We start from the raw sequence: 18,718 nt of genomic DNA on the forward strand, positions 1-18,718 counted from the left end.
GTTAGTCTATCGCCAGTGACTATGAACTCTACGATAAATGCTTATTATTTTCTTCCTTAAGGCTAGAAGCAATATAGACACTTTTCATTGATCTTCCTGCTTCCAGATATATTAAACAATTAATAGGTTAGTCCCCCACGGCTATTGCTTCAATTTCAATCAAGAAATGATCAGTTACTAGTTTACTTACTTCAACTGCCACACTGGCAGGTGGATTATTCGTATTCACATACAAATCCCGAATGTCCATAACGACCTGTATTTGGGAAATGTCCGTCATAAAGAACGTCAATTTCACAACATCGTTAAAGCTTGCGTTCGAAGATTCTAACGCAGCTTTGATGTTTTCGAATACCTGCTTGGTTTGTGCAGCAATATCGCCTTGGCCTACCCTTTCTCTGTTCTGGTTTACGGCAATTTGCCCAGATACATAGATCGTTCTTCCATTTCGTACTTCAACAACTTGCGTATAACCATTTGCTGGCGGCATGGATTGTGGATTCCTAAAAATCACTTGTTTATTATCTTGCATTACGTTCACTCCTCGTAAAATATAGATTATTGGTGCTTTCGAATAACGTTTGTGTAATCACGTACATAAGAGAAACATGACTGGGTCTAAACTTCTGTAATCACGAAATATATCGAAACATCTTTGGTATAATAAGGCCTTGTCCTAGGTCTGTCAATAATTTGTTTGTAAATTCAGTTAATATGCCATCCCCAACGAAGTTACGAATTTAGTTGTGTTCTCCCCAGCCTTTCCCATATTACGCGCCAACACCGAACTATTTTTAAGGCTACATATTCATTAAACTATCTTTGCCATAATCGCCTTATATCTTCTAGCTTCATATCAATAAACTCTAAACTATAAATATCTGGCATTGAAGTTGACTGCCAAAACTCATAATCATATTGTTTATCATAGTAATTTATAATTAGAGTCATAATATCCCCATGGGTTCCAATTACAATTCTCTTCCCTTCATGCTCATTTAAGATCCGTTCTATCACCCTAACCACCCTTAATTGAGCGCTGGCACTCGATTCACCCTCTGGGAATGAATGATTCGTATCTGTGTACACCTTCAACTTGGCATCTTTAAAACTCATTCCTTCAAATTGACCAATTTCTCTTTCTCTTAGATCATCAAAAAGTGTTATTTCATTCGTCCCAGCCGCGGCTTTAATCGTTTCAATAGCTCTTTCATACGGACTTGATATGTAAATATTAATAGTTCACTGATTGTAAGAGCATCTCGCTTACCTTTCTCTGAAAGCCCTCTTGTGAGTTCCATACCTTCTATGTATGGTGATTCAGCGTGTCTAATAAATAAATAGTTGTTTTCATATTATCACTTCTCTTCGCTATTCATACTTCGATACTCACTGTCTAGAATGCAGTAGAACAATTGATTTACCCATCTGCCATCCCAGAGTAACTCTTCTCTAAACACTCCTTCTCTAACCAACCCTAACTTCTCAAGCAACTTATAAGAAGCAGTGTTGTGCGCATTACACATCGCAACTACTTTATGCGCATTCCATTCATCGAAAGCGTATTTTAATACTTCTCTTGCTGCTTCTACCCCATATCCTTGCCCGCGATATTCAGGAAAAATGCAATAGCCCATCTCCCAACTTCGGCGTTCTTCTACATACCAATGAATATGCAATTCTCCAATGGGTGTTCGCTCTGGTGTATCAAGCTTTACTATGTATTGTTTATACCAGTCGCTATTGATCCTATCAACCACATTCTTTCGAACTGCATCTTTATCAATTGAAAGCAAATCTTCATAAGGCCATAAGGAAATCGAGGTTTTGATATCAACTAAGAAGTCTACATCTTCTAAAGTAGCTGGTGATAATATTATTCTCTGGTTCATTTTCTTAACTCCTCCCTTAGCTGTTTCTCTCAGTTTTCACTTTGCAACTTATAGCAAATACTCCAATTGAAAATCCCTCGGATCGTTGTCATACAACTCTTTATTGATCTCTATTGCTTCAACACAGCCAATTGCGAAATAAAAGGCGACAGTCTCTTCTGCAGAACCCGCGTAAATAAATACTTTATTCGCACCCCACTTTAGCGCCTCATCTGAGATCATTGCGAACAGTTTCTTCCCAATTCCTTTGCCTCTATGTTCCAAATTTATGAATAATTGATCCAGCAAAACATACTTATATTGCTCACCGAAAAATTCACGATTTAGCGTAGCAAATCCTATTAATCTATCTCTTTCATCAAAAACACCTACAGCATAACCTTTATATAAAATCGTTTCCTGTAAATGTTTGAAATGATATTTATACCCGTTCGGCCAATTATTATCTTGATAATCAATGTTGACCAATTGACGCTTTCCATCAACTTCTCTCCATGCTCTTTGGATAAATTGCGAAGGGTTCATATCATTTATTTTTACACAATCCTCAAGCGTTAACGCTCTGTAATTCATGTATAGCATTCATTTATTCCTCACTTAAATATACTATTTCTGTAGTTATCTTAATGTCTGTGTTCTAAAATCGATATTAAAAACTCACGATCTTCTTCAAATGATAGGTTCAAATTCCTTAGTTCCTCTACTGATTTCCATGCTATATCGTAAATTAATTCGTCAGGGTCTTGAATAATAGCACTTCCACCAATGACTTCTGCAAAATAATAATAAACAATTTCGTTCTTACAGAAAATTAACTCCTTAACAGCTATTTGATAGCCGGTTTCTTCTAAGACTTCTCTCATACAACATTCTTCATATGTTTCGTTCGCTTCTCTTCCCCCAGAAGGAACTGACCACTTTTTCTCTTCTTCTGGCTTTCCCTGAAGAACCATGAGTAATTGATTATTCTCGTTTATACAAACAGCTGCTGATCCTGTCCAATTCATATTACTAGCCCCTTGGTGTTAGTGTTGTCATTTTATAGCCTAGTTTGTTTAATAATACTTCTGTAAAAGAGTTCATGTTTGGAATCGGTTCTTCCAATGAGAAGTACCTTAATTCGATCCCTTCATCATCGTTAATAATTGGTGTACCCTCAACTTCTATTGCCTCATAGACTGCCGTGACGTTATAGATTTCATCGCCGTGTGGATACTTATAATACATATCCGCTCCCGAGTGTATAGCTATAAATTTATACGCTCTCGCTTTCAATCCAGTCTCTTCGAATAGCTCACGAGCCGCTGCTTCCTCTAATGATTCGTCTAATTCCATAGCACCACCAATAACACCCCAGTCCAGACTATCTGTTCGTTTTTGAAGTAATAGATATCGTTCATCATTAAATACAAGCACACATGCTCCTACCATAATTAATGGTCGTGAACCCACTAATTTTCTTAATTCCATGATATAGTTCATTTTGTTAGCCTCCTAATTATGGTTTACTTGTCTTTCTGTTAAAATTACGTATGCATTTAAAGTTTTGCCATACACTCTGTCGCACCAACAGAGATAATAGCCGTATCAATACCGCTTTCTGATAATTCTTTTGTTGTGTTTGTGTAATTCAGCATCAAGTCGCATCCTCTTTCTCTTATGTAAAATCGCTTAGGGTATTAAGTCGATAGGCGATGATATGTGAATATACTGTTATAGGAAGTCAGCACCTTTTTCCAAATAATAATGTTCTTATTAATTTTACTATCGATTTCTCTGTTAGTTAAACTAGATATTGTTTTATAATTCTTTTGCCATGACGATACTCGTTTCTTTATATCCTAGCTTTTCATATAAACTACGTGCTAGTGGGTTATGAGCAAAGACGTGAAGACCAATACTCTTCAAGCCATATTCTTTAGCCACCTTTTCTATTTCCCCCATCGCTTGCTTACCAAATCCACGTCCGCGATAATCCTCCTTAATCTTTATGTCGTAAATAAAGCCTTTGTTGTTCGGTTTCAAAGCCATCCAAATAACTCCTACCTCTTCACCTTCAAATCGAATAGTAAATAATTTGTTATCAGCGGTTTTCTCGTTATCCGGCAAAAGTTGAGTATATTGTTCCATTGCCTTACTAATAGACTCCTGCTCGCTCCAATTACCAGACTGAACGTTGCTCTCTGCATAACTATGAATTGCGGTATTTAAATACTCTTGGAATTCAGTAGAATTCATTACATCTAAAGTAATCATTTATATGCATCCCCTCTCATTCTCTTATTTAAAATCCAATTTTAACTTCTCTTTTGTTGAATACCACCTTAAATCCTCTGCCTTGGTAACATTCGCTTTGGCGAACCGATATTCGTAGATCAATTCACCATTCTTGTTAAATGCCTTTGGAGTTAACTCGTTCCACTGATATGGAACATCCCATGAAAATGTTATTGGTTTATCTAAGGTTGCCCCTTTCCTTAATCTTTTTTCTTGCGGACCAATTTCAATATAGGATATGTCCGGATCTTTTACCAACACACTTATTACAGTCGCCTTCTCCCTTGGATTCGCTAGAGACACACTGCCAATTGTTTTTATTGTGTCATCGTTATGATAGTAATAAACAGACATTTTTGAAGACCACAAATAACCGTAATCATTGATGCTTGTAGCAGTAATAGGCTTTTCAGGAGAATCAAATATGTATACTCCTCCCCAATCATAATCAATTTGATCTATTAACTTTGCATTCTTTGGAACAGAGGAATTTGCCCTTGCCGCACTTAAACCATCAAATCTATACCCACTCCACCAACCAACAATTAATATAATAACTACAACAACAAATATTGAAATTTTGGTTTAACTTTCTTCATCACGTACCCTCCATTGCATTAATTTCAGATAACGTTTCTGTGTGTTCACGAACCCGAGAGGTTTAAAGGAGCGCAGCGAGTGGGTCTGAAGGACTTAGCTTTGCAGAGTTATCTGCCTGATTTAACTTCATAAGATACTTTGTTATGAGATGTCAATGCCTTCCCAGACTAACCCCAAATGCCTCTAACAAACTTTTGCGCATGATTTTCGGAATTCTGCGTAACGGCGCTCCTTTTCAGTGCACATAACGCAATTTCATAGTAATATTTTACCATCAACTTATTTCTCGGAGTAGGCTTAATTAAGTCTGTTGACTTTGATTAGCTGGTTTACCCGATGCCTTTACTATACTGTCATTCCGTTCCTTACCTCATTCCAAGCTTTATAAAATTCAGAAAGAGACTGATATCTTTGATTCCTGTCGGCATCTATTGCTTTACATGCAACTTGATAGAGTTCATGACTGGCTTCCCATTTCTCGAATGACCTATCAAGCTCTCCCCCTAACAAGACAAAAGCTGATGCTCCCATATTGAATACATTCGTTCGACTATCAATTGCAGCCCCTAATTCATATTCTTCAGGAGACATAAACCTAGATGAGCCCCACATCCTGCCCATTGAATTTATGTATGGTTTCTTCTCATAAAAATCAATATCACATATTCTTGTTTCATGACGATTAAAATCATAAAGTATACTGCCATCATAAAAGTCGATGGCTACATAACCTTTGGATTCGATAAATACGTGAAACGAGAATAATTTGTCTAGTGATTCCATTCTTTGTTGGAGCGTCAATCGCTTGTATTTATAAAATGGAGAATTCGGATCAATGTATTTGGCTGGTGGAGGATAAATCCAATGGGGATGGAGGTTCTCACCTTCGAACCAATCGAACACCGCCACATACCCAGCATCGACTTTAAAATGATCAAGTAAATTGATCACATTCGGATGTTTCAAATCATTATATACGGGAATGGCTCTTATCAACCTCGCAGCAGCATCTGTAGAATCACCACTATAGTTAAGTGTCTTTACACCTGCAAATTTAACAAACTTCTTTTGCCCGCCTTGTTCCACTCCAAAGCAAATATTGCCGGAATCTTGTTCATCGAATACGACAAATACACAGCCCAAATTCGTCAACCAATTAAAACAAACTTTTTCCTTTAGACTAAATGAGACTTTATCAATATGGTATGTAACAATTTGTTCGGTCATAATTTCCCCTATTCTTTTTAAATTTCCGTCCTTACAAATGTTTCGTATAACGTTTTGTGTATTCATGCACCCCATAGGCTTAAAGGACGTTATCAATCGGGTTGCTTAGCCACTTAGTCTTGCATCTGCCTGATTCAGCTTTTTCGAAAGTACCGCGGGCAGACCCAGGAAGCATCTGCGACCGCGGCATGAATATGATGTTATACGATGTTCATTGACTTCTTTGAATAACTAATCGATTCATTTAAGTCAAAAGACGAACCACTTCACCGTCAATTAATTCTTTACTTACTCTTTCAAATCCCAGAGATTCATATAGATTGCCTGCAACTGTATTCTCGAGTCTATGTCCTATCATAATTCTTTGGCAGTCCAATGTTTCTTTCATTAATTCTATCAATAGCTTCATCGATTGTTTTCCATGCCCTTTTCCCTGATACCTTTCATCAATCATCAGTGCTGGAATCCAATAGTTACCCTCATTATCTAGTATCTTACAATATACAATAAAACCTATAATATCCTCACTTAAATAAATTGCCATCGGCTCGAAGTCAGTCACATACTTAGATTCAGCAATCCAATATACTATTGGGGCTGGGAATACTTTCTTTTGATCTTTTGTTACTTCCAATTGTGTGCAGTTGTACCAGTTATCAACCGATACAGGCATCAAACTAATTACCATTTTAGATTCCTCCTAGTCAAGTTACACAGAGGAATCACTTAATCATTCCTCTGTGTTAAATCAAAACACCTCTTAAATCACTGTTGGTTTTATTCACATTTATATTTTTCATACCACATCACTCCTTTCATGCTATTTGATCTTTCATGTTTTATTAGACAATTCCTATGAATTTCGAATAACGTTATTGTATTCACGGCTTCTCACCATCTTAAGCCACAATGTCGCTGCCTCCATGCGGTTAGGTAGTGCGGATGTGTCCGGCTAGGGTAAATAGCCTATTCGTGAATAGGTGTTATAGGATGTCAAAGCCTTCTTTGGCCACTAACACCAACCATTTATTTAACTAGAGCGTAGATATGTGTATCTCTTATCTGACTCTTATCTGATGATAAATCTTCACATCTTAATGTTCCTTCTAATTGAAAACCTAATCTTTCTGGAATCGCCTTACTCTTGTAATTTAAAGTATCACAACGAATTTCTACTCTTCTAGCCTTCAACTCTGTAAAGGCAAAATTGGTTATTCCTTGAACGGCTTCAGTCATATACCCCTTTCCACTCACACGTGAATCAACCCAGTATCCGATTTCAAATTTACGTATCTCCCAATCTGGCTTGTTCAATCCAGATAAACCAATGAATTGATTCGTATCTTTATCAAATATCAGAAGTCTAAGTTCTTCTCTCTTAATAAACTTTACATATGATTCTCGTAGGATTGCTTCGATAGACTGTTCAGTAAATTCGTTCTGTGCAAAAAGCGATAACCACTCCTTGAGCTCATTAATCGATGACATTATACTCTCATATACTACCTTGCCATCACCAGGTAGAGGTGTTCTAATCAATAACCTTTCAGTTGTAAATTGGTTTGGAAAATCTATAAGTATTGGATTCATTTTATAATCCCCTCTGTATTAGTGAATATGTTGTTATCTGATGGATACGCCTTCTATGAAACACTAACATTTCTTTTACTTAATTTCTTAAATACCGAGTATTCCTTATTGGACTTAATAAAACTTAATATTTTTTCAGCACATTCTGCCGGACTCAATTCTTCCGTATTTACTTCGATGTCATATTCATCAATACAATATACTTTGTTGAACTGTGAAGCTGCTAGCCCAATATTTCTATCTCCTCTTGATTTCTCTCTTCTTATGAGTTCTTCTTTCGAGCATATTACACCTACAAATAATGTAGGCTGATCGAAAAATTGATCAAGACACTCATTAAACCTCTTGTCATTGTCGATTACAGTATCTGCTATTACATTCAAACCCATTTCTGAAAATAATTTAACTGTCGCATAGTACACTGAGATTATGGGATCAAAAAGTATTTGTCCGACAGCTTGATCATCTACTTCTCTCGTAGGTTCAACATCTGAAAATTTATTATTAATAAATTCATTGTAATTATTATAAAAATCATCTACTGATAAATGATGAAAAAGAATCTCTTTCTGATTTGTCAGTTCAATAGAAATACTAGTCTTTCCTGCACTTGAAGTTCCGTTTATCAACACAATGATTCCTTGCTTCATTCGAATCACCCTCACATATAAGATTTATGTATCTTTCAGATAACGTTGATGTGTTCACGAACCAGAAAGGCTTAAAGGAGCATAGCAACTGGGTCCGTCAGGACTTAGCCTAGCAAGGTTGTCTGACTGATTCCACTTCCCCCGAAATTCCTCGTGCAGACCAAGAGACGCAAGTCCCGAAGTGTAGATACGGTGTTAACTGAAGTCAACGACTCCCTCGAAATACTATTCAAAATTCACTTTTGCGAATCACCATTCACATACTTCTTGAACTACATTCAAACATATAATAATCAGTTTCCTTGTCTATCTTCCAATCATATTTCAACATTTTTTTGATTGGGCTACATTACAATCTTATTTAAATCAGTTATATTTTCTTTATTTATGAAATACTAAGTGGTTTTCTACTGGAAGAACTCTTCAAAGTCCTCCGAAAGACTGCGTAAGAGCCGTTGCAAAATATTGTACAAATTAAATTCAAGGGCCCCTCAGATAACCTAATCTAACTTTCACTGGTTCAATATTCTATTCTATATTACATTCGAAAGCTTTTTGGAAAACTGTCTTCCATGATTCAGGGATTTCACTTTTTTCTTTCCATTTGCTTGTTTCTGAATGAGTTTTAAATGGTTTATCACTACTAGGCGCTTGATATCCTAAGCACTCCTCCAAGCATTCCTCCAACATAGATACACAAGCAGGATTTCCGATAGCAGTTGCAATAGGGAGGTTGAATTTCTCTGCTCCAGCCACACCTTTATCACGATCGTGGATAACATATAGGGGAACGCTAAGTTTTTTCAGATACTTTACTAAAGGTATTATTGCTGCTTTTCCTCTTGCTTTTATAACTTGTGTTTTTGACAGAATATCTTTTCTTGTAGTAGCATCAAGCAACTTTAATGTATTTTTTATAGCAATGACCTCGGAATCCCCTTCTACAATGACACATCTATCAGCAAAGAAAATTCGCGATAATTCGTCATCAAAAGTCTTGACCATCTTCAATAATTCCTTTTCTTCCGTCTCTAATTCCTTTACAGCATCATTCAAGCCATAATTGAATGATTTGGTATATCCGTTAGAATCAGTGTACAGTTTGGTCAAACTTAACCAATCTTTTGACAGATCTATCATCCATGGGGAATGAGTTGAACAAATAATTTGATCAGTTTCACCCAAGGAGTAAATCGTATCCCTCAAAAGATTTGCCGCTGCAGGATGCAAATAGATTTCAGGTTCTTCAAAAGCAACTAACAATGGCCTAGTTTTAGCTTCTCCCAATGCTTTTAAGTGCGAGTGATATCGAAGCATAGAGAAAATACCAGTTCTCACCAAACCAGTTCCTTGCTTCTCCGCACTTGTATTAACATTAGAGAACATTTCGACATCATACCTTGGTTTCAATACACTATTTAAATCTTGAAGAGAAGGATTTATTTTAATTCCACAACCCGGAAATACTTCATCAATAACTGAATTGACATCCGCACATAATCCACTTATCAATGAACTACTATTATCCGGAGACATTACCGTTTGTAGTTCGGTAAGTTGACCTTGAATTGTAGTAGCCAATTCATTCTGAGACAACAAATCTTCAAACAAAATCCCTAGGCATTCACCTAGTAATGTTTTATTTCCATCCGCTTTTCCTATATCATCAACATTGGCATAAGATGGTATATGAACCAATCGTGTTAATTTCGAAGCAACATTACTAGCAATCCCACCAGGATTCTCGATATACTCAGGTTCCGATTCAAAATTCCAAACAACAGCATCCTCTATAATGAATTCCCACCCTGATGATAGCTTTCCATTTGAGGGTTTTGGTCCAAATAAATCTGTCAACATATCTTCTCTGAAACCAAGTTCTATTAAATCCTTCCACTTGCTCACATTCTCAAACTCTTCTTTGATTGTGTAGTGGTATTGTAGTGTCCATATTTTAGCCTTAGTCGAGCCTATATCAAATGTTTTTTTATATATGTATTGTCCATCTATTACCCTACCTTTGAATCCTCTTGATTTCGCAGTAGTCGCATCAATATCTGTGAAATAGCCACAAATCTCAATCTCCTTTTCTCTTTGCCCATCCGAGAGTACCCTAAAATCATCTGGCTTTATAGTATTACTAAGAGAAAGTAAAGCCTCAATTGCTTTAATAACAGATGTTTTTCCTACATTATTCGGACCAATAATAAAGGATGCTGTATTAAAATTTAGGTCAACATACTCAATCCTACGAAAATTTTTAATTCCAATTCTTGATAGTTTCATATTTATTCTCCTCTGTTTGTTGAATTCAGATAACGTTTATGTATCTACGAACCATCACTGCCTTAAAGGAGCGTAGCGACTTGTCGCGATGCGGTTAGGCTGTGCAGGATTGTCTTACTCTTCTTCGAAATCACTCCTGCAGACGAGGTCGTTAGGCTGAAGCACAGATAGGTGTTATACGAAGTTATATTCTCCACTGAGCTTCTTTCAGAATTTCCAGTTCTTTAAAAATTTCGTTGAATAATGTTTTTGATTTTTGGACACTTATTCTGCCGTCAACGAAATAACCTTCCTCATTAACTATTGTTGATGTAGCATCTGCTATTGATTTGCCTTCTTCTCCTAATGGTCTTATAAAATCTCCCTGTTTTCTGCCTTCATTCTTATGGTATTCAATTTCATGTTCTCTCATATTTCTTACTTCTCTAATATAAGGCAACTCATTATTTATTCTATTAATTATATTCTGCATTTCATTAAAATAAGACTTGCACTCTATAAGCCATACAAGTGCTTTATTAAGTGCAATTACAAAGTAATACTCTTCAAGTCTAGACATATCCGAAACGTGGTCCATTCTTTGTCTATCATTGGAACTAAAGCTACTAATATCCCTAATTTCCTGAAACAAGCTAATTATTTCATCATTAGATTCCAGTATTCTATCACTTTCGATAATTACTCCTTTACACCATATTCTTGCATTATCTAGAGCAAATAAAGATTTTTGTTTTTCTTCATTTATCATCTTTTGTACTTCCCTTGTTAGATTTATTGTAATTTCGTATAACGTTCGTGTATCTACGAACCCGAGAGGCTTAAGGTACGCACGCGCCGGGTCCGACGGACTTAGCCTAGTAGGGTAGTGAGTTGAAATAGCTACCCTGCCTACCTCTTCTTGCGAACCAAGGGCAAAGCCCGCAGCGTATATACGGTGTTAGGCTAAGTTACCTTCTTGCATCTATCAGTTCTTCTTCAAAATCTCTAATAATGTTTTTATACTCTAATGAAAATATCTCAAACAGACTTTCCAGTGAGATAATCACTCCTCCGCATGCAGTAAATAAGGTATCTTTAAGATTGAGGTCACTAGGAAAAATATTAAAACCTCGTAATCCGTTTTCCTCATCTAAATCCAAATACTTCTCTAATGTTCTAATATCTGCATGAACCTCACTATTGAGCACCTTATATGCAAAAGCATAATAGTTTAATAGATTAGTTTCTTAGCCCATTCATGTACTTTAATATCTCTAATGTCTTTTTCTTTATTAAATGATCGCAATTCTTCATACATTTCCTTGTCTAACTTTTTTCTTATTTCTCCATAAGTATTTTCAGCATCTTTATCAAAGATGAGTTTAAGAAGTTGTTCTCTTTTCTTATAGTCAGTTTTAATAAAGTTATTTATTTCTTTTTCATCTTCTGAGATTGCTTTAAGTACAAACAGAGATTCTATTAAAGTCCTCGTAAGAATTTTAGATTCGCTTTCAAGACCTAACTTACTCAATATTATGATTGACTGAAAACAGTTTAAAATTTTTAAAAATAGAGAAGCGCTTAAAACATGTAGAATATTGTTGTTATTTATATCAAATTCAAATTTTACTTTATGTGAAAATTTATTAACGTCAAAACAAACATCAAATATTTTCCTATGTTTATTCACGATCTCATTTGAAATACTTTCAATCTGAATGCCTAAAAAACCATTTTGATCGAATTACATGTTGTACTCCTTTGAATAAAGATAATTTCGCATAACGTTCTTGTATTCACCACGTCCCACCACCTTAAGCCACAGAGTGGCGACCGCGACGCGGTTAGGTGGTGCGGATGTGTCCGGCTGCTCCCGCTTCCTCGAAACTGAAATACCTCTCTAATTCCACCTCTAACTCCTGCCAGACCGAGGGAGAATGCCCGATGCGTGAATATTTTGTTAGCGAAGTTGCAGCCTTCTTCGATGACTCTAGAGAGAATTCTTTAGTTCTTTTTCTAAATTAAAGCATAATATCCGCATTCGATTGATTAGTTCTTCTTGGTCGAAATTATTAAACACGAATTTATATTTCCTTCGTTCCATAATCCCATCGTAAAAATTATTAATCTCTTGTAATTCAGCTTGAGTCCAGTTAGTTCTTGTATAATCCACTTCTAAAAACGGAGGCAATGCTGCTTCAGTTCCATTCGTGATCATAAATTTCATTTTCATTGAATCAAAAATTAACCATAAATTCTCATCTGCTGTTACGAAAACTGGGATAATCTTATCTTTTAGAAACTTTTGACTCACCAATGCTGGAAATGTTAAGTCTAACGATGCATTCCATATTGCATGTAGCTTATCTTCATCATTATTCTTTGTTTTATGGATAAGCTTTCTAATTTTATTATTACCACTAAAATAATAATGAGCAAACATAGTTATTGAAGCACTAAAAATATCTATTTCCTTTTCTACGAAGTCAAAATACTCAATTATTAATTGAGTATTACTCTTTAAGTTTTTTTTCTTATCCAATATGTACATTTTTAACAAACAAGCATATGAAACAAATAGAAGACGCTGGAAACTACTTACGCTTTCCAAACTATTTGTTTTACTGTTCGTTTTTCGTGTTTCATGTTTAATGAATGGTTCAAACTTTATAAGTTTGCTATGCTGCAACATTTGAAAGTAATCCATTTCGAATAAAGATCTAATTGCATTATTCATGTCATTGAACTTCGACATATTAATTTCAAAGTTACTTAGTTCTCGACATGATTCCTCCAGCCCAAGAGAAAAATCAACTAATAAATTATTCGTCTCGATATTCTTAAGCAAACCTAATAATTCTTCAAAAGTATTATCTGTTTGACTTACAAGACTACTCGGTTCCTTGTAGAGTTTGGTTAGATATATACAAATATTTGTATCTAAGTATAGTTCAATTAATTGAGGATCTATTTTATTTTTGAGGTCTTCAAATGAACTCAGTGTTTCATGTATATATAAAGATGAATAGTAAAATTTCATTCTAAATAACCATTCCTTTAATGTAATTTCGCCTAACGTTTGCGTATTCACGAACCCGAGAGGCTTAAAGGAGCACAGCGACTGGGTCCGCAGGACTTAGCCTCGCAGGGTTGTCTGACTGAACACACTTCCCCGAATTGCCTCAGGCAGACCAAGGGGACTTGTCCCCGCAGTGTGAATACTTTGTTATATGAAGGTCAGGCTTCCTCGGTTTACTTATTGATTTCTGTTAAAATATTATTAATTCGTTCCTCTATAATTCTCAGTTCTTCTTCTTCACTATATTGAACTAATGGATTTTTATTTATTGAAAAGTACTTGAAAATAGCTTGGATAATAAAAACTAACAAAATGACAAAGAACATTACAGATAGAATTAAAATTAGCTTAAATGCTACTTGTAACACCCCATCATTGAGGTCACTGACAAGAAAACTAAATTTACTTATGTTATTAACGAAAAGTCCCACTGGAATTCCTGTGCCTATACCAACTCCTACACTCAACCAATAGTTACTTTGGTCTTTAAGTTCTTTCCTTCTAAATAAAAGTTCATCAATATACCTTAGGTTATTATTTTGACAATACGACTCTGCTTCAAATATGTAAAAGTTCCGTAATAAATTCATATACTCATTATACTGAAAATCATTGTCCCTAAAGCATTGGCCTCTCATTTGTCTAATTTGGTTAGCAAGATTTGAAATACTTTTTGTTACTAGGAATTCAAAAAAAGAATCAAGCCTATCGGTGATGTAATTTCTTAGTCTCATCTTCTTTATGTACACACTCCTTTTATTAGTTTTTCCTGACTTTCATATAACAGAATATTTACGAACCTTGTGAATCCATCAACTAAATTCTTAGTACGGATTCAGCATTAAGCCACTTAAATGTTGTGAATACTCTAACTTATTTCTTAGTAGCTAACCTAATTAGCCCCTTATACAATCCACTCTTTATCAAATGGTACCCTTGCTCTACAACCTTCTAAAACCCCTTCAATAGTGCTACCTAACACCAATATCTTCCTAACTCCATCACTCTCTATTTGCATCACAACAGAATCTTTTCCAATAAAGCCTTCCACATCCACACCATCATCCTCAACATCAATCAACGCTAAGAATCCAAACCTAGCTACCTCATCCCCACTCAAAACCTCTTCCGTCGTCCACAAACCCACTTCTATCTTCTCATACGATTTTCCCTGTTCATTCGAATCCATAATCCGATCATGAAGATCGGCCATAAACTTCTTGTAGTCCTCCATTGACTTCCAGAAACCTACTATGACCGCTTCATTCGGATTAACAAGATTCCATCCCCCAACTTGGGCAATGAATCCACGAGCAAATTTCAGATCTTTCCACTGAGATTGAGCATGAGAGAAATTTTCCTTAGATTCATCATTTACGGTGCATATGATAATTTTGATTAGCATAGAATTTTCTTCCTCCGGCACATTCTCTCAACAACAACAGTTACCTTTCATCCACCTACTCCAAACTCTCAAAAACCCACTTTTCCTGCCCACCCGGCCACTCCACACCACGCTCCCACACAAGCACGAACGACTCATAACGATAACTCTCAGCAAATGTTACATGCTCACCAAACACACGCTCAACAGAGAACGCCTGTGACTTATGCGCCTTAAGCGCATCTGCCTTCATATCCCACTGCTGCTCGGTATCGATACGGAGATTGGGATAGTGACCCATCTGTGCTAAAGGGTGAGAGGCGTTGTAGTAATACTTCTGAACGGACGGGCAGCGACCGCTGAAGATTGCAGCGTTTGTTGCGTGGTGAATGGCAGTATGATCGGGATGAAGGCTAATGCCGTCCTCTGGGAATGTTACGACTACTTCGGGTTTATGCTCGTTAATGAAGTTAATGATCTTCTCCGCAAGCTCTGTGCGGTCAATCGTACTTAGCTTCCCATCGGGATAACCTAAGTGTTTAATCTCAGAGATACCCATAATATCGCAAGCCTCACGCAGCTCTCCAACACGTACGACAGCAAGCTGCTCTTTGGTCATATCGCCTAATCGACCTGTCTTGCCAGCGTCACCACGGGTTGCAGATAACAATGTCGCTTTACCACCTCGATCTACGACCTGACGAATTAACACCGCACAGCCGAACGTTTCATCATCTGGATGCGCATATATAAAGCTGATCGAATGACTCATTATGAACACTCCCATCTATTCACTATCTTTAATTTCTAGACTCCCAATCACTTCGTAACAAGGAAAGCACGTAGACATCATGCGACTTCCCACCTGATACGATGTATTTGCGCAAGATGCCTTCCTTTTCAAAACCTTGCTTCTCTAGCACTCGGATCGATCCTACATTATCCAAATAAACAACCGCAGCAATCCGCTCCAATCCAAGCTCCGTAAACCCAAATTGAATAATTGCGCGCACCGCTTCGCTCATATAACCATGACCCCAGAAATCCGGATGCAACTCATAGCCAATCTCGCAACGCTTATGCACAAGATTGTGTAAGTGATAACCAATTGTACCAATTACGGTATCTTCCGCATCATCACCTTTTCTTACAATCCCCCAGCGTGCTCTGCCGTCATTTTCTCCGTGCATCATCGTATGCAGAACTTTACGAGTGTCCTCAATCGTTGCATGAGGGTCATTTCCGAAATACTGCATGACTTCTGGTTTGGAAAAATAGTCAAACATCGCCTCTGAATCCGTTTCTCTGAGTGGTCGAATCATCAAATTGTGCGTTTCCATCGTAATTGCCATCTGTACCCTCTCCTCTTATCGAATGCTTCAATAATTTTCCAGTCTATACAACAATTGACTCATCCGAATCATGTCCCGACACTGCATCCCATTTTCCATAATCGGCTCTGCATAATTTCGAACGAAAAAGTCTGTATCAATGCCCGTAATCCGGAAGCCACACTTTTGGTATAGATGAAGCTGGCCGACACTTGAATTTCCCGTTCCAACTTCAATACTTGAATACCCAAGATTCCTAGCTGACTGAACCGCGTGCTGGACCAGCATCTTACCTAGACCCCTACCCTGCACACACTCAGATACCGCTACATTAATCAGCTCAACCACAGTCTCATTCTTCGGCAAGAGCACATATTCCCCGATAACTTGTCCTAGTTCCTCATACACATAACACTGTCCCTCAGCTACATACTTCTGAACCAAACCCTCTTCAGGGTCCGCTAATAACAGAAGCTCCATCGGAAGTGGTTCATCTGATTTTAGCAAGCGAATTGGAGATACTGTAGGATCGAAGACTTCACCCCACTCTTTATCGAGCTCTTCATTATGCTCCGACTCTGGGGAAAGAGCGTAACTCTTAAATCCAGTCATTCGATTTCCTTTAAACGTACACAAGTGATTGTATGCTTGTGAATCATTCAGCACATAAGGAAGGAATTTCGAAATATTCGAGGCTACACCATCATTCTCCGGATCAAGCACCCAATCGATTCTTTTCCAATCCAAGATACCTTCTAATGTAAAATAAGGTGTTGGGAACTTGTAATCAAACGGTACCTCTGCCACATACACATACATGCCGCCGTAATACTTGCCTTCATTAGAAATCCATGACACAACACCTTTATAAGTGACATCCTCAAGCTCAATGTCCGTCTCTTCAAACACTTCACGTATGACAGAAGCCCTTGGGGACTCTCCATCATCAAGCTTACCGCCAACACCGTTCCAACAACCCATCCATGATGGATAATTACGATTTACGAGCAGCACTTCATCTCCACGTCGTATAAAACAAATATTGAATTTAAACATACACTCACCCTCATTTAATTAACTATATTAATAATAGCTATCTATACATGTTCCACATGCCGATATCTTGAAAACCTAATCGCTTATAGATCGCGCCAGCCTTGGGATTGTCATAGAACAAACATAACGTCTTTCCTTCATTTAATACTCTTCGACATAATGTAGACATCACTTCCGAAGCAAGTCCTTGCTGACGATAATTAGCGTCTGTACAAACCGCGACGATCATCGCAGACATGCTGTTCTCTGCTGTTGTTGAAGCGATACTTGTCATCACACCTTGATCTTCTGTATAAAAAGAGCGCGAAGTACCGCTTTCCATGACTTTCAGTAAACTCTCTCTTGCGTTACTTCGTGTATTGTAACTGCTGAACCCTTTGGTCCGAATCTCAATAATTCGATCAATATCTTCAAGATCAGCTTCTTTCACACGATCCTCAGAAGTCGAGATTGGTGTAAAGCTCTCAACTTTCAGCTCACTGAAATAGGTTGGCTTTCTTTCCCCTAATTTAGGAACAATCCCATTCTCGAACGCTCCTACGACGCTTGCTTTGCCTGAGAACTCTTTAAAATTCGGATCCTCATTCATGATAGCTGCGAAACCTTGAACATCGAACGAGGCTTTGGCATATACGATATACGACTGGAAGTAACGGAGCATGACCGCTTCATAATTGCCCTCGGTATCCATTTGCCCCCATATATCTTGAAAATCGCTCTCATACCCGAACGCCTCAATATCCCCAATCATAAACAAGTTAATCGAAGGCTCTTCCCCTAAATACTGCATAAGTGATTCGTGATCATCTATCCCTAAACGTCTAATCATAGCCAAACAACCTCCCTCTCCGATGTCCATTCTCTTTACTTTAACTGCGAAGTAGCCCTTCCTTACCTGCTTTTAAGTCTTCAAACACAGGCTTTTGCACGAGATTGATCTCTTGAATATTTATATATTGTAAGTCCATAAATTTTAATTGCAAGGATTCTTTTTCTGAATCTTCGAAAAGGAGGGTTTGACCATCATCAGCGAGTCGACCCCTTAAATCGGCAGTCGCTTCGAATAAGAACATGACGAATACAACTTCATTCCCATCCGGATACATATATTGCATACGCGGACCGCTATATATGGAATGCAATTCATATTGAAGGATCTCAAGACCCGTTTCTTCCTTAATTTCACGTACAACGGTTTCTTCAACAGTCTCCCCTGGATTCATACCGCCTCCTGGCAATCCCCAATCCCCGTAGTCTGAACGCTTCTGCATCAGAATTCTACCTTGTGAATCTCGAATAATAGCCCCGCCTGTAACAACAATTTTGATCGCCATGTTATCCCTCGCTAGTCTTATCGTAAAATTTGT

General features: G+C 37.3%; 24 protein-coding genes and 1 pseudogene. All 25 read right to left on the reverse strand.

Annotation, left to right across the window (positions count from 1 at the left end; all coding sequences use genetic code 11):
- Window positions 1–127: 127 nt before the first annotated feature.
- Entirely contained in the window at window positions 128–532 is a 405-nt protein-coding gene (locus NV379_RS01220; RefSeq protein ID WP_258205438.1) for a RidA family protein, read from the reverse strand.
- Window positions 533–816: 284 nt separating this feature from the next.
- Window positions 817–1,239 carry a histidine phosphatase family protein gene (locus NV379_RS01225; protein ID WP_308860242.1) on the reverse strand — a complete coding sequence of 141 codons (423 nt, stop codon included), beginning with the start codon at window positions 1,237–1,239 and terminating at the stop codon, window positions 817–819.
- A 119-nt stretch (window positions 1,240–1,358) separates the two neighbouring features.
- The gene (locus NV379_RS01230; protein ID WP_258205439.1) at window positions 1,359–1,892 is read right to left on the reverse strand and encodes a GNAT family N-acetyltransferase; all 534 of its coding nucleotides are present in this window, start codon (window positions 1,890–1,892) and stop codon (window positions 1,359–1,361) included.
- 48 nt (window positions 1,893–1,940) lie between these two features.
- Window positions 1,941–2,465, reverse strand: a complete 525-nt coding sequence (locus NV379_RS01235; protein ID WP_258205440.1) for a GNAT family N-acetyltransferase — start codon at window positions 2,463–2,465, stop codon at window positions 1,941–1,943.
- A gap of 50 nt (window positions 2,466–2,515) precedes the next feature.
- On the reverse strand, window positions 2,516–2,899 hold the full coding sequence (locus NV379_RS01240) for an NUDIX hydrolase (protein WP_258205441.1): 384 nt from the start codon (window positions 2,897–2,899) through the stop codon (window positions 2,516–2,518).
- A gap of 4 nt (window positions 2,900–2,903) precedes the next feature.
- The gene (locus NV379_RS01245) at window positions 2,904–3,374 is read right to left on the reverse strand and encodes an NUDIX hydrolase (protein WP_258205442.1); all 471 of its coding nucleotides are present in this window, start codon (window positions 3,372–3,374) and stop codon (window positions 2,904–2,906) included.
- Window positions 3,375–3,692: 318 nt separating this feature from the next.
- Entirely contained in the window at window positions 3,693–4,148 is a 456-nt protein-coding gene (locus NV379_RS01250; RefSeq protein ID WP_258205443.1) for a GNAT family N-acetyltransferase, read from the reverse strand.
- A gap of 24 nt (window positions 4,149–4,172) precedes the next feature.
- Window positions 4,173–4,523 (reverse strand): hypothetical protein, encoded by a 351-nt coding sequence (locus NV379_RS01255; RefSeq protein WP_258205444.1) that lies wholly within the window; start codon window positions 4,521–4,523, stop codon window positions 4,173–4,175.
- Between the two features lie 591 nt (window positions 4,524–5,114).
- Window positions 5,115–5,996 carry a protein kinase domain-containing protein gene (locus tag NV379_RS01260; protein ID WP_258205445.1) on the reverse strand — a complete coding sequence of 294 codons (882 nt, stop codon included), beginning with the start codon at window positions 5,994–5,996 and terminating at the stop codon, window positions 5,115–5,117.
- A gap of 244 nt (window positions 5,997–6,240) precedes the next feature.
- Window positions 6,241–6,684, reverse strand: a complete 444-nt coding sequence (locus tag NV379_RS01265; protein WP_258205446.1) for a GNAT family N-acetyltransferase — start codon at window positions 6,682–6,684, stop codon at window positions 6,241–6,243.
- Between the two features lie 338 nt (window positions 6,685–7,022).
- A complete protein-coding gene (locus NV379_RS01270; protein ID WP_258205447.1) occupies window positions 7,023–7,586 on the reverse strand; it encodes a GNAT family N-acetyltransferase in 564 nt (187 codons plus the stop codon).
- 53 nt (window positions 7,587–7,639) lie between these two features.
- The gene (locus NV379_RS01275) at window positions 7,640–8,236 is read right to left on the reverse strand and encodes a chloramphenicol phosphotransferase CPT family protein (RefSeq protein ID WP_258205448.1); all 597 of its coding nucleotides are present in this window, start codon (window positions 8,234–8,236) and stop codon (window positions 7,640–7,642) included.
- Between the two features lie 528 nt (window positions 8,237–8,764).
- Window positions 8,765–10,522 carry an ATP-dependent nuclease gene (locus tag NV379_RS01280; protein ID WP_258205449.1) on the reverse strand — a complete coding sequence of 586 codons (1,758 nt, stop codon included), beginning with the start codon at window positions 10,520–10,522 and terminating at the stop codon, window positions 8,765–8,767.
- A 184-nt stretch (window positions 10,523–10,706) separates the two neighbouring features.
- On the reverse strand, window positions 10,707–11,270 hold the full coding sequence (locus NV379_RS01285) for a hypothetical protein (protein ID WP_258205450.1): 564 nt from the start codon (window positions 11,268–11,270) through the stop codon (window positions 10,707–10,709).
- 199 nt (window positions 11,271–11,469) lie between these two features.
- A complete protein-coding gene (locus NV379_RS01290) occupies window positions 11,470–11,661 on the reverse strand; it encodes a hypothetical protein (RefSeq protein ID WP_258205451.1) in 192 nt (63 codons plus the stop codon).
- A 71-nt stretch (window positions 11,662–11,732) separates the two neighbouring features.
- Window positions 11,733–12,191, reverse strand: a complete 459-nt coding sequence (locus NV379_RS01295) for a DUF5677 domain-containing protein (protein ID WP_258205452.1) — start codon at window positions 12,189–12,191, stop codon at window positions 11,733–11,735.
- A gap of 300 nt (window positions 12,192–12,491) precedes the next feature.
- A complete protein-coding gene (locus NV379_RS01300; RefSeq protein WP_258205453.1) occupies window positions 12,492–13,592 on the reverse strand; it encodes a hypothetical protein in 1,101 nt (366 codons plus the stop codon).
- Between the two features lie 161 nt (window positions 13,593–13,753).
- Window positions 13,754–14,170 carry a hypothetical protein gene (locus tag NV379_RS01305; RefSeq protein WP_258205454.1) on the reverse strand — a complete coding sequence of 139 codons (417 nt, stop codon included), beginning with the start codon at window positions 14,168–14,170 and terminating at the stop codon, window positions 13,754–13,756.
- Window positions 14,171–14,484: 314 nt separating this feature from the next.
- Window positions 14,485–14,985: a DUF4937 domain-containing protein gene (locus NV379_RS01310; RefSeq protein WP_258205455.1), complete on the reverse strand. Its 501-nt coding sequence runs from the start codon at window positions 14,983–14,985 to the stop codon at window positions 14,485–14,487.
- A gap of 55 nt (window positions 14,986–15,040) precedes the next feature.
- Window positions 15,041–15,736 (reverse strand): PIG-L deacetylase family protein, encoded by a 696-nt coding sequence (locus NV379_RS01315; RefSeq protein WP_258205456.1) that lies wholly within the window; start codon window positions 15,734–15,736, stop codon window positions 15,041–15,043.
- Window positions 15,737–15,764: 28 nt separating this feature from the next.
- Window positions 15,765–16,316 (reverse strand): GNAT family N-acetyltransferase, encoded by a 552-nt coding sequence (locus NV379_RS01320; protein ID WP_258205457.1) that lies wholly within the window; start codon window positions 16,314–16,316, stop codon window positions 15,765–15,767.
- A gap of 27 nt (window positions 16,317–16,343) precedes the next feature.
- Entirely contained in the window at window positions 16,344–16,775 is a 432-nt protein-coding gene (locus tag NV379_RS01325) for a GNAT family N-acetyltransferase (protein WP_258206193.1), read from the reverse strand.
- Window positions 16,776–17,084: 309 nt separating this feature from the next.
- A pseudogene (locus tag NV379_RS01330) lies at window positions 17,085–17,351 on the reverse strand (NUDIX hydrolase); the annotation flags it as partial.
- 37 nt (window positions 17,352–17,388) lie between these two features.
- Complete coding sequence (locus tag NV379_RS01335; RefSeq protein ID WP_258205458.1) at window positions 17,389–18,180, reverse strand: GNAT family N-acetyltransferase; 792 nt, start codon at window positions 18,178–18,180, stop codon at window positions 17,389–17,391.
- Window positions 18,181–18,220: 40 nt separating this feature from the next.
- Window positions 18,221–18,685 carry an NUDIX domain-containing protein gene (locus NV379_RS01340; protein ID WP_258205459.1) on the reverse strand — a complete coding sequence of 155 codons (465 nt, stop codon included), beginning with the start codon at window positions 18,683–18,685 and terminating at the stop codon, window positions 18,221–18,223.
- Window positions 18,686–18,718: the final 33 nt, after the last annotated feature.

The organism is Paenibacillus radicibacter (assembly GCF_024721995.1).
GTDB classification, from domain to species: domain Bacteria; phylum Bacillota; class Bacilli; order Paenibacillales; family NBRC-103111; genus Paenibacillus_AM; species Paenibacillus_AM radicibacter.